This is a genomic window from Nocardia sp. NPDC052001, assembly GCF_040680615.1.
Taxonomy (GTDB): domain Bacteria; phylum Actinomycetota; class Actinomycetes; order Mycobacteriales; family Mycobacteriaceae; genus Nocardia.
Window position 1 is genome coordinate 1 of record NZ_JBFAXC010000020.1, and the last position, 21,707, is coordinate 21,707.

At 66.8% G+C, this 21,707-nt stretch carries 22 protein-coding genes and 1 other RNA gene; 9 read left to right on the forward strand and 14 right to left on the reverse strand.

Annotated elements, in window-relative coordinates:
* Window positions 1-87: 87 nt before the first annotated feature.
* The 4 genes from sigJ to AB0L82_RS41645 all read right to left on the reverse strand — a co-directional run bounded on the left by sigJ (window position 88) and on the right by AB0L82_RS41645 (window position 3,622).
* Window positions 88-1,041, reverse strand: a complete 954-nt coding sequence (gene sigJ, locus AB0L82_RS41630) for an RNA polymerase sigma factor SigJ (protein WP_364650393.1) — start codon at window positions 1,039-1,041, stop codon at window positions 88-90.
* Between the two features lie 127 nt (window positions 1,042-1,168).
* Window positions 1,169-2,104 carry a cobalamin biosynthesis protein gene (locus AB0L82_RS41635; protein ID WP_364650396.1) on the reverse strand — a complete coding sequence of 312 codons (936 nt, stop codon included), beginning with the start codon at window positions 2,102-2,104 and terminating at the stop codon, window positions 1,169-1,171.
* Between the two features lie 79 nt (window positions 2,105-2,183).
* On the reverse strand, window positions 2,184-3,134 hold the full coding sequence (locus tag AB0L82_RS41640; RefSeq protein ID WP_364650399.1) for an SURF1 family cytochrome oxidase biogenesis protein: 951 nt from the start codon (window positions 3,132-3,134) through the stop codon (window positions 2,184-2,186).
* A complete protein-coding gene (locus tag AB0L82_RS41645) occupies window positions 3,131-3,622 on the reverse strand; it encodes a low molecular weight protein-tyrosine-phosphatase (RefSeq protein ID WP_364650402.1) in 492 nt (163 codons plus the stop codon). Before AB0L82_RS41645 ends, AB0L82_RS41640 begins: the two co-directional genes overlap by 4 nt.
* A 528-nt stretch (window positions 3,623-4,150) precedes the next feature.
* Between AB0L82_RS41645 and cobC the strand changes: the two genes are divergently transcribed.
* The gene (cobC, locus tag AB0L82_RS41650) at window positions 4,151-5,302 is read left to right on the forward strand and encodes an Rv2231c family pyridoxal phosphate-dependent protein CobC (RefSeq protein ID WP_364650405.1); all 1,152 of its coding nucleotides are present in this window, start codon (window positions 4,151-4,153) and stop codon (window positions 5,300-5,302) included.
* Between the two features lie 31 nt (window positions 5,303-5,333).
* Window positions 5,334-6,464, forward strand: coding sequence for a Nif3-like dinuclear metal center hexameric protein (locus tag AB0L82_RS41655; protein ID WP_364650408.1), 1,131 nt, complete (start codon window positions 5,334-5,336; stop codon window positions 6,462-6,464).
* A gap of 191 nt (window positions 6,465-6,655) precedes the next feature.
* On the opposite strand, the gene AB0L82_RS41660 is transcribed toward AB0L82_RS41655, so the two are convergent.
* Window positions 6,656-7,099, reverse strand: coding sequence for an OsmC family protein (locus tag AB0L82_RS41660; protein ID WP_364650411.1), 444 nt, complete (start codon window positions 7,097-7,099; stop codon window positions 6,656-6,658).
* Between the two features lie 167 nt (window positions 7,100-7,266).
* Between AB0L82_RS41660 and AB0L82_RS41665 the strand changes: the two genes are divergently transcribed.
* On the forward strand, window positions 7,267-8,004 hold the full coding sequence (locus AB0L82_RS41665; RefSeq protein ID WP_364650414.1) for a C4-type zinc ribbon domain-containing protein: 738 nt from the start codon (window positions 7,267-7,269) through the stop codon (window positions 8,002-8,004).
* Window positions 8,005-8,229: 225 nt separating this feature from the next.
* Window positions 8,230-9,504, forward strand: coding sequence for a bifunctional RNase H/acid phosphatase (locus AB0L82_RS41670; protein ID WP_364650418.1), 1,275 nt, complete (start codon window positions 8,230-8,232; stop codon window positions 9,502-9,504).
* A 6-nt stretch (window positions 9,505-9,510) separates the two neighbouring features.
* Here the strand turns inward: AB0L82_RS41670 and AB0L82_RS41675 are convergent, their stop codons facing one another.
* Window positions 9,511-10,398 (reverse strand): alpha/beta fold hydrolase, encoded by an 888-nt coding sequence (locus AB0L82_RS41675; RefSeq protein ID WP_364650421.1) that lies wholly within the window; start codon window positions 10,396-10,398, stop codon window positions 9,511-9,513.
* 30 nt (window positions 10,399-10,428) lie between these two features.
* Here AB0L82_RS41675 and rnpB point away from each other — a divergent pair.
* The 4 genes from rnpB (at window position 10,429) to AB0L82_RS41695 (ending at window position 13,950) form a co-directional block, all read left to right on the forward strand.
* Window positions 10,429-10,853: RNase P RNA component class A (rnpB, locus tag AB0L82_RS41680), an RNA gene on the forward strand.
* A 93-nt stretch (window positions 10,854-10,946) separates the two neighbouring features.
* The gene (locus AB0L82_RS41685) at window positions 10,947-11,738 is read left to right on the forward strand and encodes a slipin family protein (RefSeq protein WP_364650422.1); all 792 of its coding nucleotides are present in this window, start codon (window positions 10,947-10,949) and stop codon (window positions 11,736-11,738) included.
* 232 nt (window positions 11,739-11,970) lie between these two features.
* Window positions 11,971-12,471, forward strand: a complete 501-nt coding sequence (locus tag AB0L82_RS41690) for a hypothetical protein (RefSeq protein WP_364650425.1) — start codon at window positions 11,971-11,973, stop codon at window positions 12,469-12,471.
* 15 nt (window positions 12,472-12,486) lie between these two features.
* Complete coding sequence (locus tag AB0L82_RS41695) at window positions 12,487-13,950, forward strand: RNB domain-containing ribonuclease (protein WP_364650428.1); 1,464 nt, start codon at window positions 12,487-12,489, stop codon at window positions 13,948-13,950.
* Between the two features lie 218 nt (window positions 13,951-14,168).
* Here AB0L82_RS41695 and AB0L82_RS41700 read toward each other — a convergent pair whose 3' ends face one another.
* The 4 genes from AB0L82_RS41700 to AB0L82_RS41715 form a co-directional block, all read right to left on the reverse strand.
* Window positions 14,169-15,314 carry a DUF6596 domain-containing protein gene (locus AB0L82_RS41700; protein WP_364650431.1) on the reverse strand — a complete coding sequence of 382 codons (1,146 nt, stop codon included), beginning with the start codon at window positions 15,312-15,314 and terminating at the stop codon, window positions 14,169-14,171.
* A complete protein-coding gene (locus AB0L82_RS41705; RefSeq protein WP_364650434.1) occupies window positions 15,311-15,718 on the reverse strand; it encodes a YciI family protein in 408 nt (135 codons plus the stop codon). The genes AB0L82_RS41700 and AB0L82_RS41705 overlap by 4 nt, the downstream gene beginning before the upstream one ends.
* Window positions 15,719-15,735: 17 nt before the next feature.
* Window positions 15,736-16,233, reverse strand: coding sequence for a pyridoxamine 5'-phosphate oxidase family protein (locus tag AB0L82_RS41710; protein WP_364650437.1), 498 nt, complete (start codon window positions 16,231-16,233; stop codon window positions 15,736-15,738).
* A gap of 191 nt (window positions 16,234-16,424) precedes the next feature.
* Window positions 16,425-17,372 (reverse strand): DUF4436 family protein, encoded by a 948-nt coding sequence (locus AB0L82_RS41715; RefSeq protein WP_364650440.1) that lies wholly within the window; start codon window positions 17,370-17,372, stop codon window positions 16,425-16,427.
* Between the two features lie 97 nt (window positions 17,373-17,469).
* On the opposite strand from AB0L82_RS41715, the gene AB0L82_RS41720 reads away from it, so the two are divergent.
* Window positions 17,470-18,060, forward strand: coding sequence for a TIGR00645 family protein (locus AB0L82_RS41720; RefSeq protein ID WP_364650443.1), 591 nt, complete (start codon window positions 17,470-17,472; stop codon window positions 18,058-18,060).
* Here the strand turns inward: AB0L82_RS41720 and AB0L82_RS41725 are convergent.
* From AB0L82_RS41725 to panB, 4 genes are all read right to left on the reverse strand, one after another.
* Window positions 18,040-18,987 carry a CHAD domain-containing protein gene (locus AB0L82_RS41725; protein ID WP_364650446.1) on the reverse strand — a complete coding sequence of 316 codons (948 nt, stop codon included), beginning with the start codon at window positions 18,985-18,987 and terminating at the stop codon, window positions 18,040-18,042. The two genes, AB0L82_RS41720 and AB0L82_RS41725, sit on opposite strands and share 21 nt — an antisense overlap.
* Complete coding sequence (gene pip / locus AB0L82_RS41730) at window positions 18,988-19,944, reverse strand: prolyl aminopeptidase (RefSeq protein WP_364650449.1); 957 nt, start codon at window positions 19,942-19,944, stop codon at window positions 18,988-18,990. It lies immediately after the preceding gene.
* On the reverse strand, window positions 19,944-20,423 hold the full coding sequence (locus AB0L82_RS41735; protein WP_364650452.1) for a hypothetical protein: 480 nt from the start codon (window positions 20,421-20,423) through the stop codon (window positions 19,944-19,946). The genes pip and AB0L82_RS41735 overlap by 1 nt, the downstream gene beginning before the upstream one ends.
* Window positions 20,424-20,645: 222 nt before the next feature.
* Window positions 20,646-21,497 (reverse strand): 3-methyl-2-oxobutanoate hydroxymethyltransferase, encoded by an 852-nt coding sequence (panB, locus tag AB0L82_RS41740; RefSeq protein ID WP_364650455.1) that lies wholly within the window; start codon window positions 21,495-21,497, stop codon window positions 20,646-20,648.
* Between the last annotated feature and the right edge of the window lie 210 nt (window positions 21,498-21,707).

The following is a 21,707-nucleotide window of genomic DNA, read 5'->3' on the forward strand; positions in this document are numbered from 1 at the left end:
GCCGCGCGGCATCGTATTCAGCTTGCTGTCTTTGACCGATTTCGGAGGCCCGCAACCGAATTCGGTTGCGGGCCACCACTGTGCGATCTATTCGGGGGCGTTGGTATTCAGCACCCAGTCCGGCTCGCCGTCCTCGGGGAGGTTGCGCAGCTTATCCGGATTGCGCACCACATCGATATTGGTGATGCGGCCGTCATCGATGGTGAAGGAGAACACGCCGGTGTTCTTGCCGTCGAACACCACCAGGCCCGGACGGCCGTTGACCATGATCGAACGACCCCAGCCGCCACCGACCTCGGTCGCGAACCGCAGGAAGCCCACCAGCGTCTCGGCCACCTTGTTCGCACCGTGCAGCGGATGCCGGAAGGCATTGACCTTGCCGCCGCCGTCGGCGGTGAAGGTGACATTCGAATCCAGCACGCCCAGCAGGGCACTCAGATCACCCGAGCGCCACGCCACCGCGAACGCCGACACCACCTTCTCGTGCTCGGCCGGATCTGCCGGGAAGCGCGGGGTGCCGGACTCCACATGCTTGCGCGCGCGAGAAGCCAACTGGCGCACCGCGGCCGGGGTCCGGCCCACCACCTCGGCGACCTCGGGACCGGTCATGCCGAAGACATCCTGGAGCACGAAAGCGGTGCGCTCGGCCGGGGACAGCGACTCCAGTACCACCAGCAGCGCGGTGGTCACCCGCTCATCCTGCGATACCCGATCGGCCGGATCATCCACCCAACTGGTGATCTCCGGCTCCGGCAGCCACTCGCCGACGTACTGTTCGCGCCGCGCCCGCGCCGATCCGAGATGATCCAGTGCCAGCCGCCCCGTCACCGTGGTCAGCCAGGCGCGCAGATTCTCGATCTCCGCACCGTCATTCGTCTCGTAATACCGCTGCAGCCGCAGCCACGCCTCCTGCACCACATCATCGGCATCACTCAGACTCCCCAGCGTGCTATACGCGACCCGCCGCAAATAGCCCCGATGCTCCTCGAACCGCCGCGCCAACTCGGCCTGATCGGGTACCCCGTGCTGTCCGTCGCTCATTGCCGCCTCACCATTCCTGACCACGCGCCCATCCGGACGACCCTCACCAACCAGACGAACCAACTCCCCACACTGTGACATTCCCCAGCTCGGAGCCGGAACGCGACCTCGCCGAGGCAGCGGGTTTTCAGCGGCGGGCGTACGCGACGGTTGCCGCGGTGAGTGCGGTGGCAAGCTGCACTGCCTCGGAGAGCCGGACCGCGCGGCGTAGATCGGCTACGCGCGGGGCCGGGCCATCGCCGAGGGTCGGGCGCATTTCGATGCCGTGGCGGTACTGCGTCAGCCCGCCGAGCTGCACACCCAGCGCGCCCGCCATGGAGGCTTCTGCCACACCGGCATTCGGGCTCGGATGTTTGCCCGCGTCTCGCCGCCAGGCGCGCCAGGCGTCGGCGGATCGGCCGCCGATCACCGGGGCGAGCAGCGTTGTGATCAATCCGGCGACTCGGGCCGGGCCCAGATTCGCGACGTCATCGGTGCGCGCCGCCGCCCAGCCGAACCGGTTGTAGCGCTTGTTTCGATATCCGACCATGGCGTCGAGCGTGTTGATCGCGCGATACCCGAGCAGCCCCGGCACCCCCGCGATCGCGCCCCAAAACAGTGGTGCGACAGTCGCATCCGAGGTGTTCTCGGCAATCGACTCGAGAGCGGCCCGGGCCAGCCCATCCGCATCCAGCAGTTCGGGATCGCGGCCGCACAGGGAGGGCAACAGCTCCCGAGCGCCCGCGATATCCCCGGACTCCAGGAGATCCGCCATTTGCCGCCCGGTCTCGGCCAGGGTTGTTCCGCCCAGCACGGTCCAGGTGGCGGCTGCGATCATCGCGGCTTCGCCGGCCGACCCGCGAATAGCTCGCTGGGCGAGGACTCCCAAGCCAATGACGCCGCCGACCAGTACGACCTCGTGCACAACCCCGGCCAGTCGCTGATCCCGATAGGTGACCTGTTCCAGCTTCATCGCGGTGGTGCCGAACCCGGCCACCGGGTGCCAGCGGCGCGGGTCGCCTAAGACGCGATCCGCCGCGAAGCCGATCAACAAGCCAGCCGCAGCAACACTCCCGGAACGCACCAGCCGAGGTTATCGACTCCGCCGCACCCGGTGGACACCACCTCTACGACAGCGCCGCGATTGTTCGCCCGGTGTGGAGTCAGCGGCGGGTGTTGCCGTAGCGGTCGGCGAGACGGGCTTCGTTCGTCGGAGGTTTCGGAATCGATGGGGTCGGTACCGGTGCCGCGGTTGTGGTGGTGGGTTCCGCATCCGAATCCGTGTCGGCCGGGGTTGTGACAGGCGCGGTGCTCGAAGCCGGTGCGGCCGCCGATTCGGCGCGTTCGCGGCGGCGGGCTCGGATTTCGGCGTAGATGAAATAGCCGAGGCCGAGGGGAGCCATGATGCCGAAGGCCAGCCACTGCAGGCCGTAGGAGAGGTAGGGGCCCGCGTCCAATTGGGGGAGTGGGACGGGACTGAACGCGCCCGGCTGGTTCTCGTCGAGTTGCAGGTAGCCGCCGCGGCCATCGGTGGGGATGGGGGTGAGCGGCAGGTTCAGGACTGTCGAATCCTGTTGGGTGTCAATGGAATAGACCTGGCGGTAGCCGTCCTCGGTGAGCGGCGGCTTGGTGTCCACGATGCCCTCGGAGGCGCGGACCCGGGCCTCGAGATGTTGCGGTCCGGTCGGCGGGGTGGCGATCACGGGCGGGCGGGAGCCGTTCACGGCGGCGACCAGACCGCGATCCACCAGTACGGTGCGGCCGTCGTCGAGGGTGAACGCGGTCAGCACCGAGAACGCCGGGGCCGAATCCAGGTGGCGCAGGCGCACCAGCACCGTGGAATCCGGGACATAACTGCCATTGGCGGTGACCCGCCGCCATTCGGTGTTCTTATCCGAGCCGCCGAACATGGTGCTCACATCGACCGGATCGGCGTGCACCGAATCCGCGATGCGGGTATTGCGCTCGGAGGTCGAGGTGTTCTTGCCCAGCTGCCACGGCGCGAGCACCGAGAAACACAGGTACGCGAACCCGGCGACTACCACCGCGAGAATCACCCAGCTGGGCCGCAAGAGAAACGTGAGCCGACGAAGCATGGAATTACCGGAACTCATGCGCGATCGCCTTCGCCGAGCTGTAGGCGCACCCAGTCGAGCAGTCCCGGCACCGCGGCCTCGATCTGCTCGCGCACCAGCGCGAAATCGGATTGATCCCCGTAATACGGATCGGGCACATCCGTCCCACCGGCGGCCGGATCGAAACTCCGCAGCAGCCGCCGTCGGTCCGACGGCACCCCCATGCGCGCCAGCGCCCGCTCATGCCCGGTATCCAGCGCGATCAGCAAATCCGCGTCCAGATGATCGTCGCCGATCACCGCCGCGCTATGCCCGACCGGATACCCGTGACTCCGCAATTCGGCATTCGTCCGCGGATCCGCCTCATCCCCGATATGCCAGCTCCCGGTTCCGGCACTGCTCACGCGCACCCGATCGGCCAGCCCGGCTCGTTCCAGATGCGCCGCGAACATCTTCTCGGCCATCGGAGACCGGCAGATATTGCCGGTGCAGATGAAGGTCACATGCAGGTCGCCCACGACAGCCATTCTGTCCCGAACCCCTCGAGCCCGGCCACGTAGGGTGTTCGCTGTGCCCGAGCACACCACCCCACGCCCCGCCCCAGCCGTCCCGGCCCGCTCCGAAACCAGCGCCCACGGCTCCCGAACCCATGCGCCGAACACGATGCCGCCCGGCAACGCCGCCATCGCCGCAGCGCGGTGGACTGTCGCGCCCGGCAAGGCGTCAGCCGCCGGGGCGAACGATCGGATGAAATCCGTGCCGTTCGGCGATCTCGCCGCCGACGGGAGCGATTGGCGGTCGAATCTGCCGACCGATGGTGCGGCAGCTGCCGACGCGGGTCACGCGCCGCGAAGCGCTTCGGGTGTGGAATCAAGCGCTTGGTTTTCTCCCGCACGTGAGCATGAGGTCGTCGCTGACCTGGGCCGCGTGCCCGAGAGCGTTTCGGACGTTGTATCGCGTGTCCCGAGCGGGGCGGCGTGTCACGCGGCTGATTCCGTGCACGGCATCGCGCGGGCCGGGCGGCTCGTGCGGTCGATATCTCGACGGGCCGCGAAATGAGCGATGTGGGTGGCGTGAGTGGTCTTGATGATGCGGACTATGCGAAGTTGCGGCATCACGGGGATGTGGAGACTCGGGTGGGGATGATCGATTTCGCGGTGAATGTGCAGGGGAGTGGGCCGCCGGAGTGGTTGCGGGAGCGGCTGGCCGGGCGGTTGGGGGAATTGGGGCGGTATCCGGATGCGGGGGAGGAGCGGGCCGTTCGGGAGGCGGTGGCCGCTCGGCATGGGCGGCGGGCCGATGAGGTGCTGCTGTTGGCGGGTGCCGCCGAAGGGTTCGCGATGCTGCCTCGGTTGAGGTCGAGGCTGGCGGCGGTGATTCACCCTTCCTTCACCGAACCCGAACTCGCACTGCGGGAGGCCGGGGTTCCGGTGGCACGCGTGGTGCTGGAGCCGCCCTACAGCTTGGAATCGGTTGCGGGGCAGGCGAATATACCTGACGGTGCGGTCGGTGCGGTCGGTGCGGTCGGTGGTAAGGCTGAAGCGTCGGTGCTTGGGGCGCGGGGGGCGTGGGTGCCGGAGGCGGCTGACCTGGTTGTTGTGGGGAATCCGACCAACCCGACCTCGGTGTTGCATTCGCGGGAGAGTCTGCTGGCCCTGCGGCAGCCGGGGCGGGTTGTGGTTGTCGATGAGGCTTTTGCGGATGCCGTGGTTGGTGAGACTGAATCACTTGCGGGGGAAAGCTATTCGGACGTATTGGTGCTGCGGAGTCTCACCAAGACCTGGGCGCTGGCGGGGTTGCGGTGCGGGTATTTCCTGGGGCATCCGGATTTGCTGGCGCGGTTGAATCAGGGGCGGGCGCATTGGCCGTTGGGGACATTGCAACTGGAGGCGATCGCCGCCACCTGCACGCCGGAGGCGGTGGCGGAGTCGCAGCGGCTGGCCGAAAGCATTGCGGCGCATCGGGATGCGATGATTCCCCGGTTGCGGGCACTCGGGATCGAGGTGTGCGAACCGGCGCGCGGGCCGTTTCTGCTGATTCGTGTGCCGGATGCGGAACTATTGCACAAGCGGCTGGCGGGCAAGGGGATCGCGGTGCGGCGCGGGGATACCTTCCCCGGGCTGGAATCGGGATTCCTGCGGCTGGCGGTACGGCCCGCGGCGGAGGTGGATGTGCTGATCGAGGCCATCGCCGAGCTCGGGCTCTAGTGAAAACAACTGTGTCGGAGGAGGTTCGGTGATGGCGACGGTGCGATTGGCCGAGGTGATGGCGGCGCTGGACGCGGCGTATCCGCCCGGACTGGCCGAATCATGGGATTCGGTGGGCTTGGTCGCCGGTGATCCGGACGAGGCGGTAGCGCGGGTGCTGTTCGCGGTCGACGCCACCGCCGCCGTGGTCGACGAGGCGATCGCATGGGGCGCACAGGCTTTGGTGGTGCATCACCCGCTGCTGTTGCGCGGTGTCGACACCGTCGCGGCGGATACCCCGAAAGGCGCACTGCTGCACCGGCTCATCCGTTCCGGCTGTGCGCTGTTCACCGCGCACACCAATGCCGATTCCGCCGATCCGGGCGTCTCGGACGCGCTGGCGCACGCCGTCGGCCTGACCGTCACCGGCCCGTTGGAGCCGAAACCGCTTACCGCCCTGGACGAATGGGAAATCATCGTCCCGCACACGCATACCGAACAGGTGCTCGAAGCCCTGTTCATCGCGGGCGCGGGCGGTACCGGAAACTACCGCGACAGCGCCTGGCGTTCGGCGGGCACCAGCCAGTTCCATCCGGTCGAGGGCGCGAACCCCGCCGTCGGCGCGATCGGCGAACTGCACAGTCAGGATGAGGATCGCATCGAGGTGGTCGCCCCGCCATCCCGCCGGACCGCCGTCCTCGCGGCCCTGCGTGCCGCGCACCCGTACGAAGAGCCCGCCTACCACGTCACCGAGCGCGCCAAGCTGCCTTCTACGCGCGGCATCGGCCGCATCGGCGAACTCCCGGCCCCGGAAACCTTGCGCGAGTTCACCGCTCGCGTCCGCAAGGGCCTGCCCGCCACCACCTGGGGCGTCCGCGCCGCCGGTGACCCGGACCGCGTGATCCGCACTGTCGCCGTCTGCGGCGGCGCGGGCGATTCCTTCCTGAACACCGTCGCCCGCCTCGGCGTCGATGCCTACGTCACCTCCGACCTGCGCCATCACCCCGCCGACGAACACCTGCGCGCGGGCGGCCCCGCCCTCATCGACGCCGCGCACTGGGCCACCGAATTCCCTTGGTGCGCACAGGCGGAAGGCGTGGTGCAGGCGGCACTCCCCACCGTCGAGACCCGCGTCTCCGCAATCCGCACCGACCCGTGGACGGTCGGCGCGGCGGATTGTTGACAGCCGTGCGAACGAGGAGTGCTGCTCGCAGCGTGCGGCGCCCCGGATGTCGTGCGTTCAATGCGTGGTGTGCGCGCTGCACCGTGGGCGCGCGATTCGGGTTGGGTGGCTGAACTTTTCGTGCGATCGGTGGCGCGTGCTGCGGGGAAACCGTCGAATCAGGTGCTCGATCGCACGAGAAGTTCAGTGATTCAGCCTTCGCTGACGATCGTGGGCTCGTGTGCCACAGGGAAATTCACCGAGTTCGCGATGAAGCAGCGCTTATGCGCCTCCCCGTGCAGTTGCCGCGCGGTGTCGATCATGCCGGGCTCGCGCACGGTGACGCGGGGGCGCAGGGTGACCAGCTGGAAGCGTTCGTCGTCCATGACGCCGACGGCGGTGTCGTGATAGTCGGTGACCACCACGCCCGCCTCCGCGCACAGGTGCAGGTACCAGAGCATGTGACAGTCCGATAGCGACGCGACCAGCAGTTGTTCCGGATTCCAGCGCGCTTTGTCGCCCCGGAATTTCGGATCGGCGGTGGCCGGAATGCTCGGCCGCCCGTCCGCGAGCAGTTCGTGATTTCGCGTGTAGTCCCGGTATCCGGTGGTCGCGCCGGACCACGTGACCTCGACCTCATAGCGGTGTTCGCCCATATATCGACCCTGACATATCGGGCTGGTCGCGCGCCCGTGGATTTTCCGCGCGCCCCGGCCGGTCGCGATCAAATGTCCAGGTTGCGGTGGGGTTGGACAATCCGGCTGGCTCGGACGGGTACGGTGGGAGTCTTGCACCGTCCATAGCGTCCAGGAGACCTTCCGCGTTGAATGCCGAACCTTCGATCCAGTCCAAGCTGCTCGACCTCGCCGCCGTCGACGCCGAACTGACCCGGATCGAGCATCGCCGCAAGGTGCTGCCCGAGGAGCAGGAGGTGCAGCGGCTGGAAGCCGAGCGGACGGCCCGCAAGGACGCGTCGGTGAAGGTGGAAATCCTCATCGACGATCTGGACCGCGATATCCGCAAGCTGGAAGGCGAGATCGACGCCGTCCGCAAGCGTGAGGACCGCGACCGCGGCATGCTGACCTCGGGTTCGGTCGGCGCGAAACAGCTTTCGGAGCTGCAGCACGAGCTCACCAGCCTGGAGCGCCGCCGCAAGGTGCTCGAGGATGACGAGATCGACGTCATGGAGCGCCGCGAGGCCGCCGCCGCCGATCACGCGCACGCCGGCGCCAACCTCGACAAGGCCGAAGCCGATCTGATCGATGCCGAACGCCGCCGCGATGACGCCGTCGCCGACCTGAACGTCGCCCAGCAGCGCTGCGAATCCGACCGCGCCGCCCTGTCCGGGAGCTTCCCCGCCGACCTGCTCGCCGCCTACGAGAAGCAGCGCGCCACCGCCGGTATCGGCGCGGCCCTGCTACAGGCCCGCCGCTGCGGCGCCTGCCGCATCGAACTCGACCGCGGTGAAATCTCCCGCATCGCCAAAGCCGCCCCCGACGCCGTGGTCCGCTGCCCCGAATGCAACGCGATCCTGGTGCGCACCAAGCACTCCGGGCTGTAAACACCCGCCCTGCGCGGCCCCGGTGGCCGGAATCGAATTCGCTGAGTCGACGTTGCCGCTGTTCGGCGGTGGCGCGGGTGGCGTCACCGATGCCGGGCGGTCGGCTGGCAGGATGTGGCGCAGTCGGAGTTGAGCCGGGTCCGCGGACCCGGATCGGACGTTCCCTCGGCGGAATCGCGACAGTGGAACCGTCGGGCGGCAGACACCTTTGGAGGGTGAGAAGCGGTGACGGACAAGGTTGTGGTCGAGGCTGACGGTGGGTCGCGGGGGAATCCCGGGCCCGCCGGGTACGGGGCGGTCGTCTGGGATGCCGGGCGCGAGGCCGTGCTCGCCGAGCGGAAGGAATTCCTCGGGGTCGCGACCAATAACGTCGCCGAATATCGCGGGTTGATCGCCGGGCTCGAGGCCGCCGCCGAACTCGGTGCGCGCGAGGTTTCCGTGCGGATGGACTCCAAGCTGGTCGTCGAGCAGATGGCCGGGCGGTGGAAGGTCAAGCACGAGGCCATGATTCCGCTGGCGGATCGGGCTCGGCGGCTGGTCGCAGGGTTCGATCGGGTGAGTTTCGAGTGGATTCCGCGTAAAGAGAATTCGCATGCGGATCAGCTCGCCAATGAGGCCATGGATGACGCGGAAGTCGTCGGTGAGGTGCGGAACGCGCTGAACCAGCCGGTGGCGGAATCGTCCTCCGCGCAACGAGACTCGGGCTCCCGTGCGGCGTCGGATCTTGCCGCCGCTGCCGAACTCTCGGACCCGCTCGCCGCTACTCGGGGTCCGGCGGTGGCCACTACTTCTGCGGACACCGGAACAGCCGCACCTTCCGATCGGGCGGGCACCACGCCCGCGGCGAAGGGGACTTCGACGCCCGCGCCGGGGTGGACCGGGGCGGTGGGGCGGCCTACTCGGCTATTGCTGTTGCGGCATGGGCAGACGGAATTGTCTGTGGAGCGCAGGTATTCGGGGCGGGGGAATCCGCCGTTGACGGAATTGGGGCGGCAGCAGGCCGCCAATGCGGCGAAAATGCTTGCGGGTAAGGGGAATATCGCGGCGATCGTGTGTTCGCCGCTGGGGCGGGCGCGGGAGACGGCGGAGGCGGCCGGGAAGGCGCTCGCGTTGCCGGTGCGGGTGCTCGACGGGTTGATCGAGACGGATTTCGGTGCGTGGGAGGGGCTTACGTTCGCCGAGGCGCGCGATCACGATCCGGAATCGCATGCGCGCTGGCTGGGAGATCCCGCGGTGGCCCCGCCCGGCGGTGAGAGTTTCGATCAGGTGCGCGAACGCGTCGAAAGCGTGCGGCGCGATCTGGTCGCGCTGTATCCGGGCGCGAATGTGCTTGTGGTGAGCCATGTCACGCCGATCAAGATGCTGTTGCAACTCGCACTCGGCGTGGGCCCGTCGCTGCTGTATCGCCTGCACCTGGATTTGGCGTCGTTGTCCATCGCGGAGTTCTATCCCGACGGCGGTTCGTCGGTCCGGCTGGCCAACGACACCTCATATCTCTAGAACACGTCAGGGACGCAGTGTGGCGGTGAGGAATTCGAGTTGGTCGTGCACGGCCTTCTCGAACCACTCGTCGAAGTAGATATCGAAATGCCCGATCGGATACTGCTTCACGACCGCGTGCTTGGTGCGCTCGGCCGCGCGCAGCGTCGGTTTGGCGGGGGCGACGCTGTCGTTATCGCAGATGGCGTAGAACACCGGCGCTTTGATGTCCTTGGCGCGCCGAGCAGGTGAATCGAACAGCGTCGACATGCCGATGCGCGCGGGCACTTTCGGCCGATACTGACTGGATTCCTCCGCGAGCCGCCCATATCCGTCCGGTACGTCGGCCGCGCTCATCAACGCGGCCGAATGCTTCTTGCCCGCCAATCGCGCCGAGATCGGCCGCCGGATCACCGGGCTGACAATGATATCGGTCAATGCCAGCGTCCCGGTTTTCACCAGGCTGATCGGCCCCTTCGCCATGGCAGAGGACCAGCCGCTGGTGAATGGGCACTGCGCGACCACGGCCGCGATGTAGTGATCGTCCGGTGCGACCGAAAGTACATGCCCGCCGCCGAAAGAACTGCCCCACAGTGCGATTCGCGTCGCATCGATTCCCCGAATGGTGCGCGCGTAGGCGATCGCCGCATGCCAATCCGCGCGCTGGCGCGCGATATTGATGACATTGCGCGGCTCACCCCCGCTACCCCCGAAATGCCGATAATCGAACGCCAGCACCGCGATTCCCGCCGCGGCGAAACGCCGCGCATAGCGATCCAATCCCATTTCCCGATCGGCTCCGAGCCCGTGCCCCATGACTACCAGGGGACGTGGCCGTATCGGCCCATCCGGCAGATACAGCCATCCCGCACACTGCTCACCACCGGAAGGGAACCCCACCTCGACACGCTCCATGGCCCGTTACGGTACCTTGGTGGCCGCGGACGAGTCGGTTGGGCGGCCGCGGCGATGGGAACGGGCATGTGAATGCCGCCGCCCGTCGTCGAGGAAAGTCCGGACTCCACAGAGCAGGGCGGTTGTTAACGGCAACCCGGGGTGACCCGCGGGACAGTGCCACAGAAAACAAACCGCCGGTGCTCCGCTCGCGAGAGCGGAACGCCGGTAAGGGTGAAACGGTGCGGTAAGAGCGCACCAGCGCGCCGGGTGACCGGCACGGCTAGGTAAACCCCGCCCGGAGCAAGGTCGAAGGTCGCATTCGCGAGAGTGCGGCTGCGCGGACGTTCGAGGGCTGCTCGCCCGAGTTCGCGGGTTGACTGCTCGAGGCACCCGGCAACGGTGTGTCCAGATGGATGGTCGCCACCCGGTGTTCGCACCGGGGACAGGATCCGGCTTATATACCGACTCGTCCGCCCTTTCGGGGGCGATCTCGCGGTGCCATGATTGAGGGTGGGCCGCGGCCGGATACCCGTGGCACAGTTGGAAATTCGCGGGGGCGAAACACCATGGGCGTGCTGTATGGCCTGGCGGCCACAATCGCAGTGCTGTTCTTCATCGGAGCGTGGGTGGTCGCCTCGGGCGTCCGCGTAGTGGCCCAGTACGAAAAGGGCGTGGTATTCCGGCTGGGCCGGGTGCGCGCGGTACGAGAACCCGGCCTGCGCCTGCTGCTGCCCGGCGTGGACAAGATGCGCAAGATCTCCACACAGGTGATCACCATGCCGGTGCCCGCGCAGGAGGGCATCACCCGCGACAATGTGACGGTCCGGGTGGACGCGGTCGTCTATTTCCGGGTCATCGATCCGGCACGCGCCATTATCGAGGTGCAGGACTATCTGTTCGCGATCGCGCAGGTCGCACAGACCTCGCTGCGTTCGATCATCGGTAAGAGCGAACTCGATGATCTGCTCTCCAATCGCGAGGAGATGAACAAGGGCCTGGAGATGATGATCGACAATCCGGCCCTGGGCTGGGGCGTGCACATCGATCGCGTGGAGATCAAGGATGTGGCACTACCGGATTCGATGAAGCGCTCCATGTCGCGCCAAGCCGAGGCCGAACGGGAACGCCGTGCCCGCATCATCTCCGCCGAAGGCGAATTACAGGCTTCCACCATGCTCACCGAGGCCGCCGCCCGCATGTCCACTGCCCCGGCCGCATTGCAATTGCGACTGCTGGAAACGGTGGTTCAGGTTGCGGCCGAGAAGAACTCGACGCTCGTCCTGCCTTTCCCGGTCGAGCTGCTGCGCTTCCTCGAGAGCGGGACCCTCCGCAATGAGAAAGATAAAGAAGAAGGTTGAGCCCATGTCCACCTCGATGCTGATCCAGCCGCTGGCCGTGTTAGTACTTTTCGCTATCGCCTATCTGTTCAAGCTGCTCTCCGCAACGCTGCCGAACGGCCTGCGCGACAGATAGCGTGCAAACAGCCGGACAACACCGTGCCCGGCACTGTTCAAACCTCACGACGAGGTGAGATACACCGCTTCGCAAGAGCTGTGCGAGATCCGCCGAGTTGGGCGAGAATGACGGCGCGTGCATGGCGTGTTTCGGCGCGGCTCGGCGTGTCGACTGGGTTATCGGCCCGGAACTGGCATCGAACGTGATCGACGTCATAAAGTGTTGCGCGTTGGAAAGTTCCGTTGCGGCCTGCAACGGGCAAAGGGTCTCAACATCGAACTTCGGAAAGCAGGTCTCGTCTATATGCGAATTGCTCGCAAATTGGCAGCCGGTGCCCTCCTCGCCGCTGCCGCTTCCGTTTCGGTTGTCCTCGGCGCCGGCTCGGCCTCCGCATTCGCGGTGACTCCGCTTCCCGGCGGAGTTCAGGTGGATCTCACCCCGGCGGATACCGCCTGGGTGGCGAATTCCCACATCGGGCAGGCGATCGCGGGCCTGCCGCATCCGTCTGCCGCGTCCTTCGGCGAATCGCTCGATTCGGCGGCGGCGCTCTCGACTCAGTTCCCCAACGGTCGCGTGGTCTTCACGGTGTACGGCCCGTTCGATCAGTTGAACGGCACCATGCTGGCCCTGCAGTAGGGACAGCGCAGCTCAGTGGAACTGCATCAGCGGATTCTGTCGGCGCCGGTCGATTTCGGCGCCGTCCGAACCGAATTCGGATTGGCCTCGGACTACCCGTCCGAGGCCGTCTCGGAAGCTCGCGACGCGGTCGACGCGTTCGCGGGCGCCCGGGTCGATCGCCGCGATATCGAACTCGTCACCATCGATCCGCCCGGCGCCATGGATTTGGATCAGGCGCTCGCGCTCGAGCGCACTCCCGCCGGAGGGTTCCGGCTCTACTACGCGATAGCCGATGTGGCGGCGTTCGTTCGCCCCGACGGGCCACTGGCTCGGGTCTCGCTGGCTCGCGGAGAAACCTTCTATCTGCCCGACGGCACCGTGCCGCTGCATCCGCAGGTGCTGTCCGAGGGGCGGGCCAGTCTGCTGCCCGATCAGGATCGCGCGGCCGCGCTGTGGATCATCGACTGCGATGAGCACGCTGAGCCGCAAGGGTATTCGGTGACGCGCGCACTGGTGCGCTCCCGGGCCCGCCTCGACTACGCCACCGTGCAGGCCGCCGCCGATGCGGGCATCCTGCACCCCTCCATCGCCGCGCTGCCCGATTTCGGGCGGCTTCGTATCGAAGCCGGACTGAATCGCGGCGCGATCAGTTTGCGCCTGCCCGCGCAGAGCGTGGTGCCCGCCACCGGGCGGGACCATTGGCAGTTGGTGATCGAACCGCGCACGGCCGCCGATGATTGGAATGAGCAGGTTTCGCTGCTCACCGGGATGTGCGCCGCGCTGATCATGCTGAAAGGTGCGGGGGATGACCACCTCGGCCTGCTCCGCACCATGCCGCCGCCCGCCGCGTCCACGGTGGAATCCATGCGGCGCACCGCCGCGGCGGTCGGGGTCCCGTGGCCCAAAGGGGATTCGGTCGGGCGCGTGCTCGCGGGGCTCGACCCCAATACTCCCGCCGCCCTGGTTCTCATGTCCGAGGCCACCGGGCTACTGCGTGGCGCTTCGTACACGCTGCTCAACGGGCAGCCGCCGGATACCGTGCAGCACAGTGGAATCGGTGCGCCGTACGCGCACGTGACGGCACCGCTGCGCCGACTCTCCGATCGGTACAGCACCGAGATCTGCCTTGCCCGCTGCGCGGGAACCGAAGTACCCCAATGGGTTCGGGACGGCCTCGGCGCGGCGGCGGAATCCATGCGTCGCGGCGACGCCGTCGCGGGCAAGCTGGAACGCGCCTGCATCGACCTCACCGAATCCACCCTGCTGGCGGCGCGCACGGGCACCGACTTCGATGCGATAGTCCTGCGCGAAGCCAACGGCACCCGCCCCGCCGAGATCTTCGTCGCGGACCCACCCGTGCTCGCCAAATGCGCCGGTGGCCCACCCGAAGGCAAGAACGTGACCGTCCGCCTCACCGTCGCCGATCCGGCCACGCGCACAGTGACTTTCACGTACACCCCCGAACCGGATACCGCGCCTGCGGCAGTGGCGGACTAGCGGTCCGCCGATCGGAGTACGCGCGCCTGTTGAGTGCCCACTCGCTACGCGTGCCCGCATAGTCGGCAGTGTGGAGCGGCGGTCCCCGCCCAATCGCAGTGTGCTGGTCACTGTGGAGTAGCGGTCCGCGCGCTTGCTTAATGCGCATGTCCGCCTGCCATGTTCGCCCGACGTGATCGGCGGCGGTCTGGGCGAGTGCTGTTCTGCGGCAGTCGAGTTCAGGGGTTCAGGGTGCGGTGTATGCGGGCTGCTTCGCGGGTGAGGTGGTCGCGTTCGGGGAGGTTGGTGGCGGCGCGGGAGGCTTCGACGTAGAGGGCGGCGGCCTGTTCGAGGTTGCCCGCGCGTTCATTGAGGTAGGCGCGAACCGCGGTGTGGCGCGGCAGATTCGGGTCCAGGTCAGCCAGTGCGGCCAGACCGGCCGGTGCGCCGTCCGCTTCGCCGATCGCGACCGCGCGATTGAGCCGGACCACCGGGCTGTCGGTCAGCGCGAGTAGTTCGTCGTACCATTCGACGATCTGGACCCAGTCCGTTTCCTCGGTGCTCGGGGCGTCCGCGTGCAGGGCGGCTATCGCGGCCTGGGCCTGGTATTCGCCCAGGAGGTCGCGGGCCAGGGCGGTTTGCAGGATGTCGACGCCCTCGGCGATAAGGGTTGTGTCCCATCGTGTTCGGTCCTGTTGCGCGAGCGGGATCAGGTCACCGGCCGGGCCGGTGCGGGAGGCGCGGCGGGCGTGATGCAGCAGCATCAAGGCGAGCAGGCCCGCGACCTCGGGTGCGTCGGTCGCGGCGGCGAGCTGGCGGGTGAGGCGGATCGCCTCGGCCGCCAGGTCGAGATCGCCGCTGTAGCCCTCGTTGAAGACCAGGTACAGCACGCGCAGCACGGTGGCGAGGTCGCCGGGCTGGTTCAGGGACTGCCCGGCGATGCGCTTCTTGGCGCGGCTGATCCGTTGCGCCATAGTCGCTTCGGGGACGAGATAGGCCGTCGCGATCTGCTTGGTCGTCAAGCCACCGGCCGCGCGCAAGGTCAATGCGACGGCCGAACCGGGGGACAGCGACGGATGCGCGCACAGGAAGTACAGCCACAGCGAGTCATCGGTGCCGGGCACCGGACCGGCCTCGGGCTCGTCTTCCACGGCCAATTCCCTGCCGCGCCGCGAGGTTTCGGCGCGGGCGGCATCGAGGAACTTGCGCCAGGCCACCGCGACGAGCCAGCCCTTGGCATCGCGCGGTGGATCATCCGGCCAGGTCTCCAACGCTCGAATCAGCGCCTCCTGCACCGCATCCTCGGCCGCGGCGAAATCGGCTCCGCGCCGCACGAGGATGCCGATCACCGCCGGGACGAGTTCGCGCAGCAGGGCCTCGTTCACTCGGTCACCGTGGGCAATCCGGTGAAGAACGGGCGCACCTCCAGCCATTCCCGGATCGGCTTACCGCCCGCGCCGGGGGCCGCCGACAGTTCCGCGGCCAATTCGAGTGCCCGCTCATAGGTCTCGACATCGATGATCGTCCATCCGGCGATCAGATCCTTCGTCTCCGCGAACGGGCCGTCGGTGACGGGCGGGCGGCCTTCGCCGTCGGACCGGACGAAGGTGCCCAGCGGGGACAGCGCCTGATGTTCGACGAATTCGCCGGTCTCCTCGAGGCGTTTGCCGAAATCCGCCATGTACTGCACGTGGGCGGTCACCTCGTCCGGGGTCCACTGGTCCATCGGCACATCGTTCTCCGATGCGGGCGCGCCTCGATAGTGCTTGAGCAGCAGGTACTTGGCCATGATGTGTTCTCCTCGGTTCAGGCGTTCTGGCGCTCGGCGCGCTGCCGCACCAGCTCTTCGACGGCGGTCGGAAGCGTGTTCTCGAAGTCGATCAGCTTGGCCCAGGTGGGCGTGATGACAATCCGCACCATCCCGTCATACAGCGATCGCACCTCGGCCTCCCACTCCACCCGCTGTTCGGCGCTCATGTCGTAGCTGCCGTTCATCTGCAGGTACTCCTCCGGAATCCCGTCCACCTCATCGAGCTCCACCCGCCCGCGAATGAGCAGGATCTTCGGCGGATGCACCTCGGTATCGATGGTCAGCGCCACCGCCGGATTCGCCCGCAGCGAATGCAGCTTCGGCGCGTTCTTCGTAGTGCACACCACGATCTCCGCACCATTCCAGGTGAACGCGATCGGCACATTCCGAGGCGTCCCATCCTTGGCGACATACGCCATCCGCAACACATCCCGCCGCAACAGCTCCCGGCTGAACGCCCGCCCCAAAACCTCGCCAACCTGATCCGCGTCCATGATCCCTACTCCTTCGTCGATGTCACCGACCCGCTCCGGGCCGCTCATACCCCTGGGACGGAGCCACCCAACCGTTCTCGACATCCCCACCGAAAAAATCTTCAAACTTTTTCCCGGTGCCCGGCAAGCCGCCCACTGGACCCTGGATCGGATCATCCCGGCACGCGCGCGATCCCCCCGCAGATGCGGTGTTAGGGATGGCGCTGCTGGTACTGCTGCGGCCGGTGGTTGGGTGCGGATTGCTGGTGGGTGGCCTGGTCTCGGAGCTTTTGCTGTAGTTCGGCTTGTTCCTTGGCGGATTCGACGCGGTAGCCGATTACCACGGTGCCTACGAGGGCGATGGAGATGACGCCTTCGGCGATGAAGAAGGAGGTGAAGTCGATGAGGGAGCCGATCGGTGGGGCGCCGGGGACGGCGTTGCGGAGGGGGACGAGGGCGAAGAGGAGGGCGCCCATCATGGAGCAGGCGGGGAACATGAGGCCGCGTTTGCCTTTGAGGACGTAGTAGCAGGCGGTGGCGGCGGCCAAAGCGAGGCCGAGCATGAGGAGCATGATGAAGAGGGCGAAGACCATTGAGGGGAGGGAGCGTTCGGCGTGGAGGGTGACGTCTATGCCGGTTACGACGCCTTCGGCGGGGGTTTCGGTTACTTCGAAGAAGGTGTCGCCGCTGGCTATGCTCGCGGAGATCGGGAGTTCGCGGTCGGCGCTGAAGATGTCGAAGGCCAGGATGCTGTCGTAGGCGTCGAACGGGTAGTCGGTGACGGTGCCTTCGACCACCACCTTGACCTCTGCCGCCGAGATCGGCTGGCCCGCTTTGATTTTGATCGGATCGGCCTTCAGCGCCGAGGTGTAGACAGTGGCGTCGGCGGTGAAGAAACCGTGTTTGTCGGCGAGCGCGCCGCGCGGATGCGCCATCACCTCGATGGTGGCGGTCTGAGTGGCCGGATCGATCTTGCCCACCCAGATCGACAGATCCACGCGATCCGCGACGGTGGTATTGCCGAAGGGATGCGTTGTCTCCGAACGACTTCGGCCGACCTCATAGGTCGAGAGCGCGAGCACCAGGCCCACAATGGTCAGCGTGACCGTCACAACGGCCCAGAAGGCTCCGCCGCGCCGCTTCTTCATTCCGTGTTGCACGCTCCGAAATTAGCGGCGCGCAATAATTTTCAGCTCACGACCAGCGATGATGCCTTGATTATCCGGATATGATGGCACGCGTGCTGTATTGAGCGGCATGGCACTTCATTCCCAGCCAAGGAATCTCGGCTACTTCATCTTCCTGAGCCGCTGGCTGCAATTCCCGCTCTATCTCGGATTGATCGTCGCGCAGGCCGCGTACGTCTGGCAGTTCCTGCGCGAGCTGGTGGAACTGGTGCGCGGACTGTTCGATCACGGCAGCGAGGAAACCACCATCATGCTCTCGGTGCTGGGCCTGATCGATGTCGTGATGATCTCCAACCTGCTGATCATGGTGATCGTCGGCGGCTACGAGACCTTCGTATCCAAACTGCGCATCGACGATCATCCGGATCAGCCGGAATGGCTGGCGCAGGTCAATGCCAATGTGCTGAAGGTGAAGCTGGCCATGTCGATCGTCGGCATCTCCTCGATCCACCTGCTCACCACCTTCATCAAGATCAGCTCGGATCCGAATCCCGGCGCGCACAACGGCCGCTACCTGTGGCCGGTGATCATCCACCTGAGCTTCGTGGTGTCGGCGGTCATGCTGGCCTGGATCGACCGCATCATGCCGCACGCCGCGCACAAGGAACACCGTCCCGACACGCACCTCGTACCGAGCAGGTCAGAGCGCGTGATGGCGTAGGAATTCGATGGCCGCCGGATACTCCTCGAGCGCCTTGGCGGCCGCGGCCTCCTCGGCATCGCACATGCGCTGATAGCCGGGCTCATCGGCCGCCGCACTGTGCGCGCGCAGCGTCTCCAGTGCCTCGATGGCATCGCGATGATCACCGAGCACGGTCTGCAATTGTTTGGCCCGCCGCCCCAGCAGGGTGGCGGGTTCGCCCAGCACCGCGGCCGCGGCCTCGGCGGAATAGCGCAATCGCTTGGCGGCCTTGCGAATATCGTGCAGGCGTTCGATGCGTTCGGCTTCGGATCCCTGCGGTTCGGTGCGCACCAGACGGCGCAGATCCCGGAAGTCATGCCGCAGTACGCCGGTGAACACCTCGGTGGCGGGTGCGTCCGCCTTCGCCGCGCGCAATGGCGGATCGTTCAGCATCGCACCCAGTCGATCGAGCAGCGCCCGGTACCGGTGGGTGTCGAATGCCGCCACCGCCTCGGCGTGCGCGGCTTCGTAGCGCGCCCGCTCCTCGGCCACCAGTTGCGCGCCGAAATCCATTCGCGGCGTTGACTTCTCATCGGTAGCTGCCTCGTCCGGCACCGGCTTCTTCTTCCCGACCGATTTCCGTTTCGGCGACTCCTCGACCGGATCGTCGAACAGTCCGCCGCCCTCCCCGAGTAGTGCCGCGAACCGCTCCCCGCGCACCTCGGCATCGCGCGCCACCCCGAGCAGCCCTGCCAGCCAGCGCAATTCATCACTGAGTTCGCCGCCCGCCTTACGCGTGACGGCCCCCCGATACGACCGCAGCAGACTGCGCAATCGCCGGGTGGCCACCCGCATCTTATGCACCGAATCCGGAAGATCCTGCCGCACTTCGGGTTCGGCCGCACGCAGCCGGTCCACATCGGCGGCCAGAGCGTCGACCAGGGCGGGACCGGCTGTGCTGTTCATTTACGTCCTGTATTTGTCCGTGGCCTCGACCAGATGATGGGTGATGCCGGGTTCGGAGGCGGCGTGCCCGGCATCGGGAACCATATGCAGTTCCGAATTCGCCCACGCCTGATGCAGATCCCACGCGCTGACCGCGGGGCAGACGATGTCATGCCTGCCCTGCACGATGACGCCGGGAATATGCGCGATGCGATCGATATCGCGCAGCAGACGGCCCTCGTCGAGGAAACCGCGATTGTGGAAGTAGTGGTTCTCGATGCGCGCGAACGCCAGCGCGAAGCGCGGATCCGCGGTTTCGGCAACCCGATCCGGTTGGGGCAGCAGCGAACTCGTGGCGCCCTCCCAGGTGGACCACGCGACGGCCGCGTCGGTGGCGAGCTTCTCGTCGGGGGAGTGCAGCAGGCGGTGATAGACCTCGATCAGATCGCTGCCGCGTTCGGCCACCGGAACCGGCGCCAGGAACTTCTCCCACTCATCGGGGTAGACGAACCCCGCAGCGCCATTGTAATACCAATCGATTTCCTTGCGGCGCAACAGGAATATCCCGCGCAGGATCAGCTCGGTGACCCGCTCCGGATGCGATTGCGCGTACGCCAGCGCCAGCGTCGAACCCCAGGATCCGCCGAACACCTGCCACCGCTCGATGCCCAAATGCGTTCGCAGCGCCTCGATATCGGCGACCAGATGCCAGGTGGTGTTGGCCTCCAGACTCGCCCCGTCCGCGATATGCGGTGTCGACTGCCCGCAGCCGCGCTGATCGAACAGCACGATGCGGTACGCCGCCGGATCGAAGAACTGCCGGTGATAGGGCGCGGTACCGCCGCCGGGCCCGCCGTGCAGGAACACCACCGGCTTACCGTCCGGATTGCCGCTGACCTCCCAATACACCTGCTGACCGTCGCCGACATCGAGCATGCCCCGCTCGTACGGCTCGATCGGTGGATAGAGGGTGCGCATCAGCCCGCCAATCCCGATGCCAGATTCGGGATCTCCAGCGCCGAAATCGCTTGGTCGCGAACGTCGGAGCAATTCTTGGTGGTGACCCGGTCGACCACATCCTTATCGCCCAGCACCTGGAGATTGATGCCGCCATTGCGCAGCGCCCACTCGTGCACGCTCGCGTTCAGCGAGATCTTGCCCAGCGTCGGACCCTGCACCCGCCAATCCGAGAGCTGCGGACGCAGCATGTCGCACAACTGCTTTCCGGCCTCATCGGACACGGTGACCTGCGATCCGGAGGTGGTCGGGCTGCTGCTGCCGGACGGCGCGGGCTTGCCATTGGTGCTCGTCAGCGGTGAGGAAGAGCCCTGGGGCTGTGACGATCCCGAGGTGGTGCCGCCGCCACACGCGGCGGTCAATGCGAGGACGGCGGCCGTGCCGACGAGTAGCGGTACCCGCAGAACTCGGCGGCTACTGATCCAACGGCGATGCGACATGAAGTTCCCTTTGGTCGGACGTGCTCGTTGCTCCCACTCTGCCACCAAAATGTGAAGGTGGTTTGTGAAGACGGTGCGGAACCGCGAATAAATAGCAATCCGCTATACAAGGCGGCTGTACCCACTCGTGGTGAGTCGCACGGCGGCCCGTCGCGTATAAGCGAACGCCCCCACCGGCTATCCGGTGAGGGCGTTCCACACATCCGAACCCGAGTTCGGAACTCAGTAGCTGTGCTCCGGCCCGGGGAACACCCCGCGCCGCACCTCATCCGCGTAAGTGGCTGCGGCACTGCGCAATTGACCACCCACATCGGCGAACTGCTTGACGAACTTCGCGGTCTTGCCGCTGGTGTACCCGACCATGTCCTGCCACACCAGCACCTGCGCGTCGCATTCGGAGCCGGCGCCGATGCCGACCGTCGGAATGGTCAGCTTGCGGGTGACCTGCCCGGCCAGCTCGGCCGGAACCATCTCCATCACGACCGAGAACGCCCCGGCCTCCTGCACCGCGATGGCATCGGCGATGAGCTGTTCGGCCCCGTCACCGCGCCCCTGCACCCGGAACCCGCCGAGGGTGTTGACGCTCTGCGGCGTGAACCCGATATGCGCCATCACCGGAATACCGGCGGCGGTGATCTTGTGGATGGTGTCGGCCATACGCTCGCCGCCCTCCAGCTTCACCGCGTGCGCGCCGCCCTCCTTCATGAACCGGACGGCCGTGGCCAGCGCCTGCTCCGGCGAGGACTCGTAACTGCCGAACGGCAGATCCGCCACCACCAGCGCGTGCGGGGCGCCGCGCACCACGCCGCGCACCAGCGGAATCAACTCGTCGACCGAAATGGCGACCGTGGTGTCGTAGCCGTACACCACATTGGCCGCGGAATCGCCGACCAGCAGCACCGGAATCCCGGCCTCTTCGAACAGTCGCGCGGTGGAGTAGTCGTACGCGGTGAGCATCGACCAGCGCTCACCCTCGGTCTTCATCTGCTGCAGATGCTGCACACGCGTCTTGCGCTTGGCGGTTTTGGCGGGTGCGGCACCGTAGGCGGGGGTTTCCGCATCGGATACGGACATCGTCGTCCCTCTTTCGTCGCTCCTCGAGGCCCATGCGGGTCCCCGGGTTCAAATGACGCCTCTCAGTCTGCCACCGCGACCGGTCCGCATCCGGATGTAATTCCTCACACTCGCGGGCGCTAGCGGCTCCGAACTCTTTGCGATGCTCTCGCGTTGTTGCGGGTGCGTGCCGCGGACGCGATCCAGTAGGGCAGACGGCGCGGTGACCGA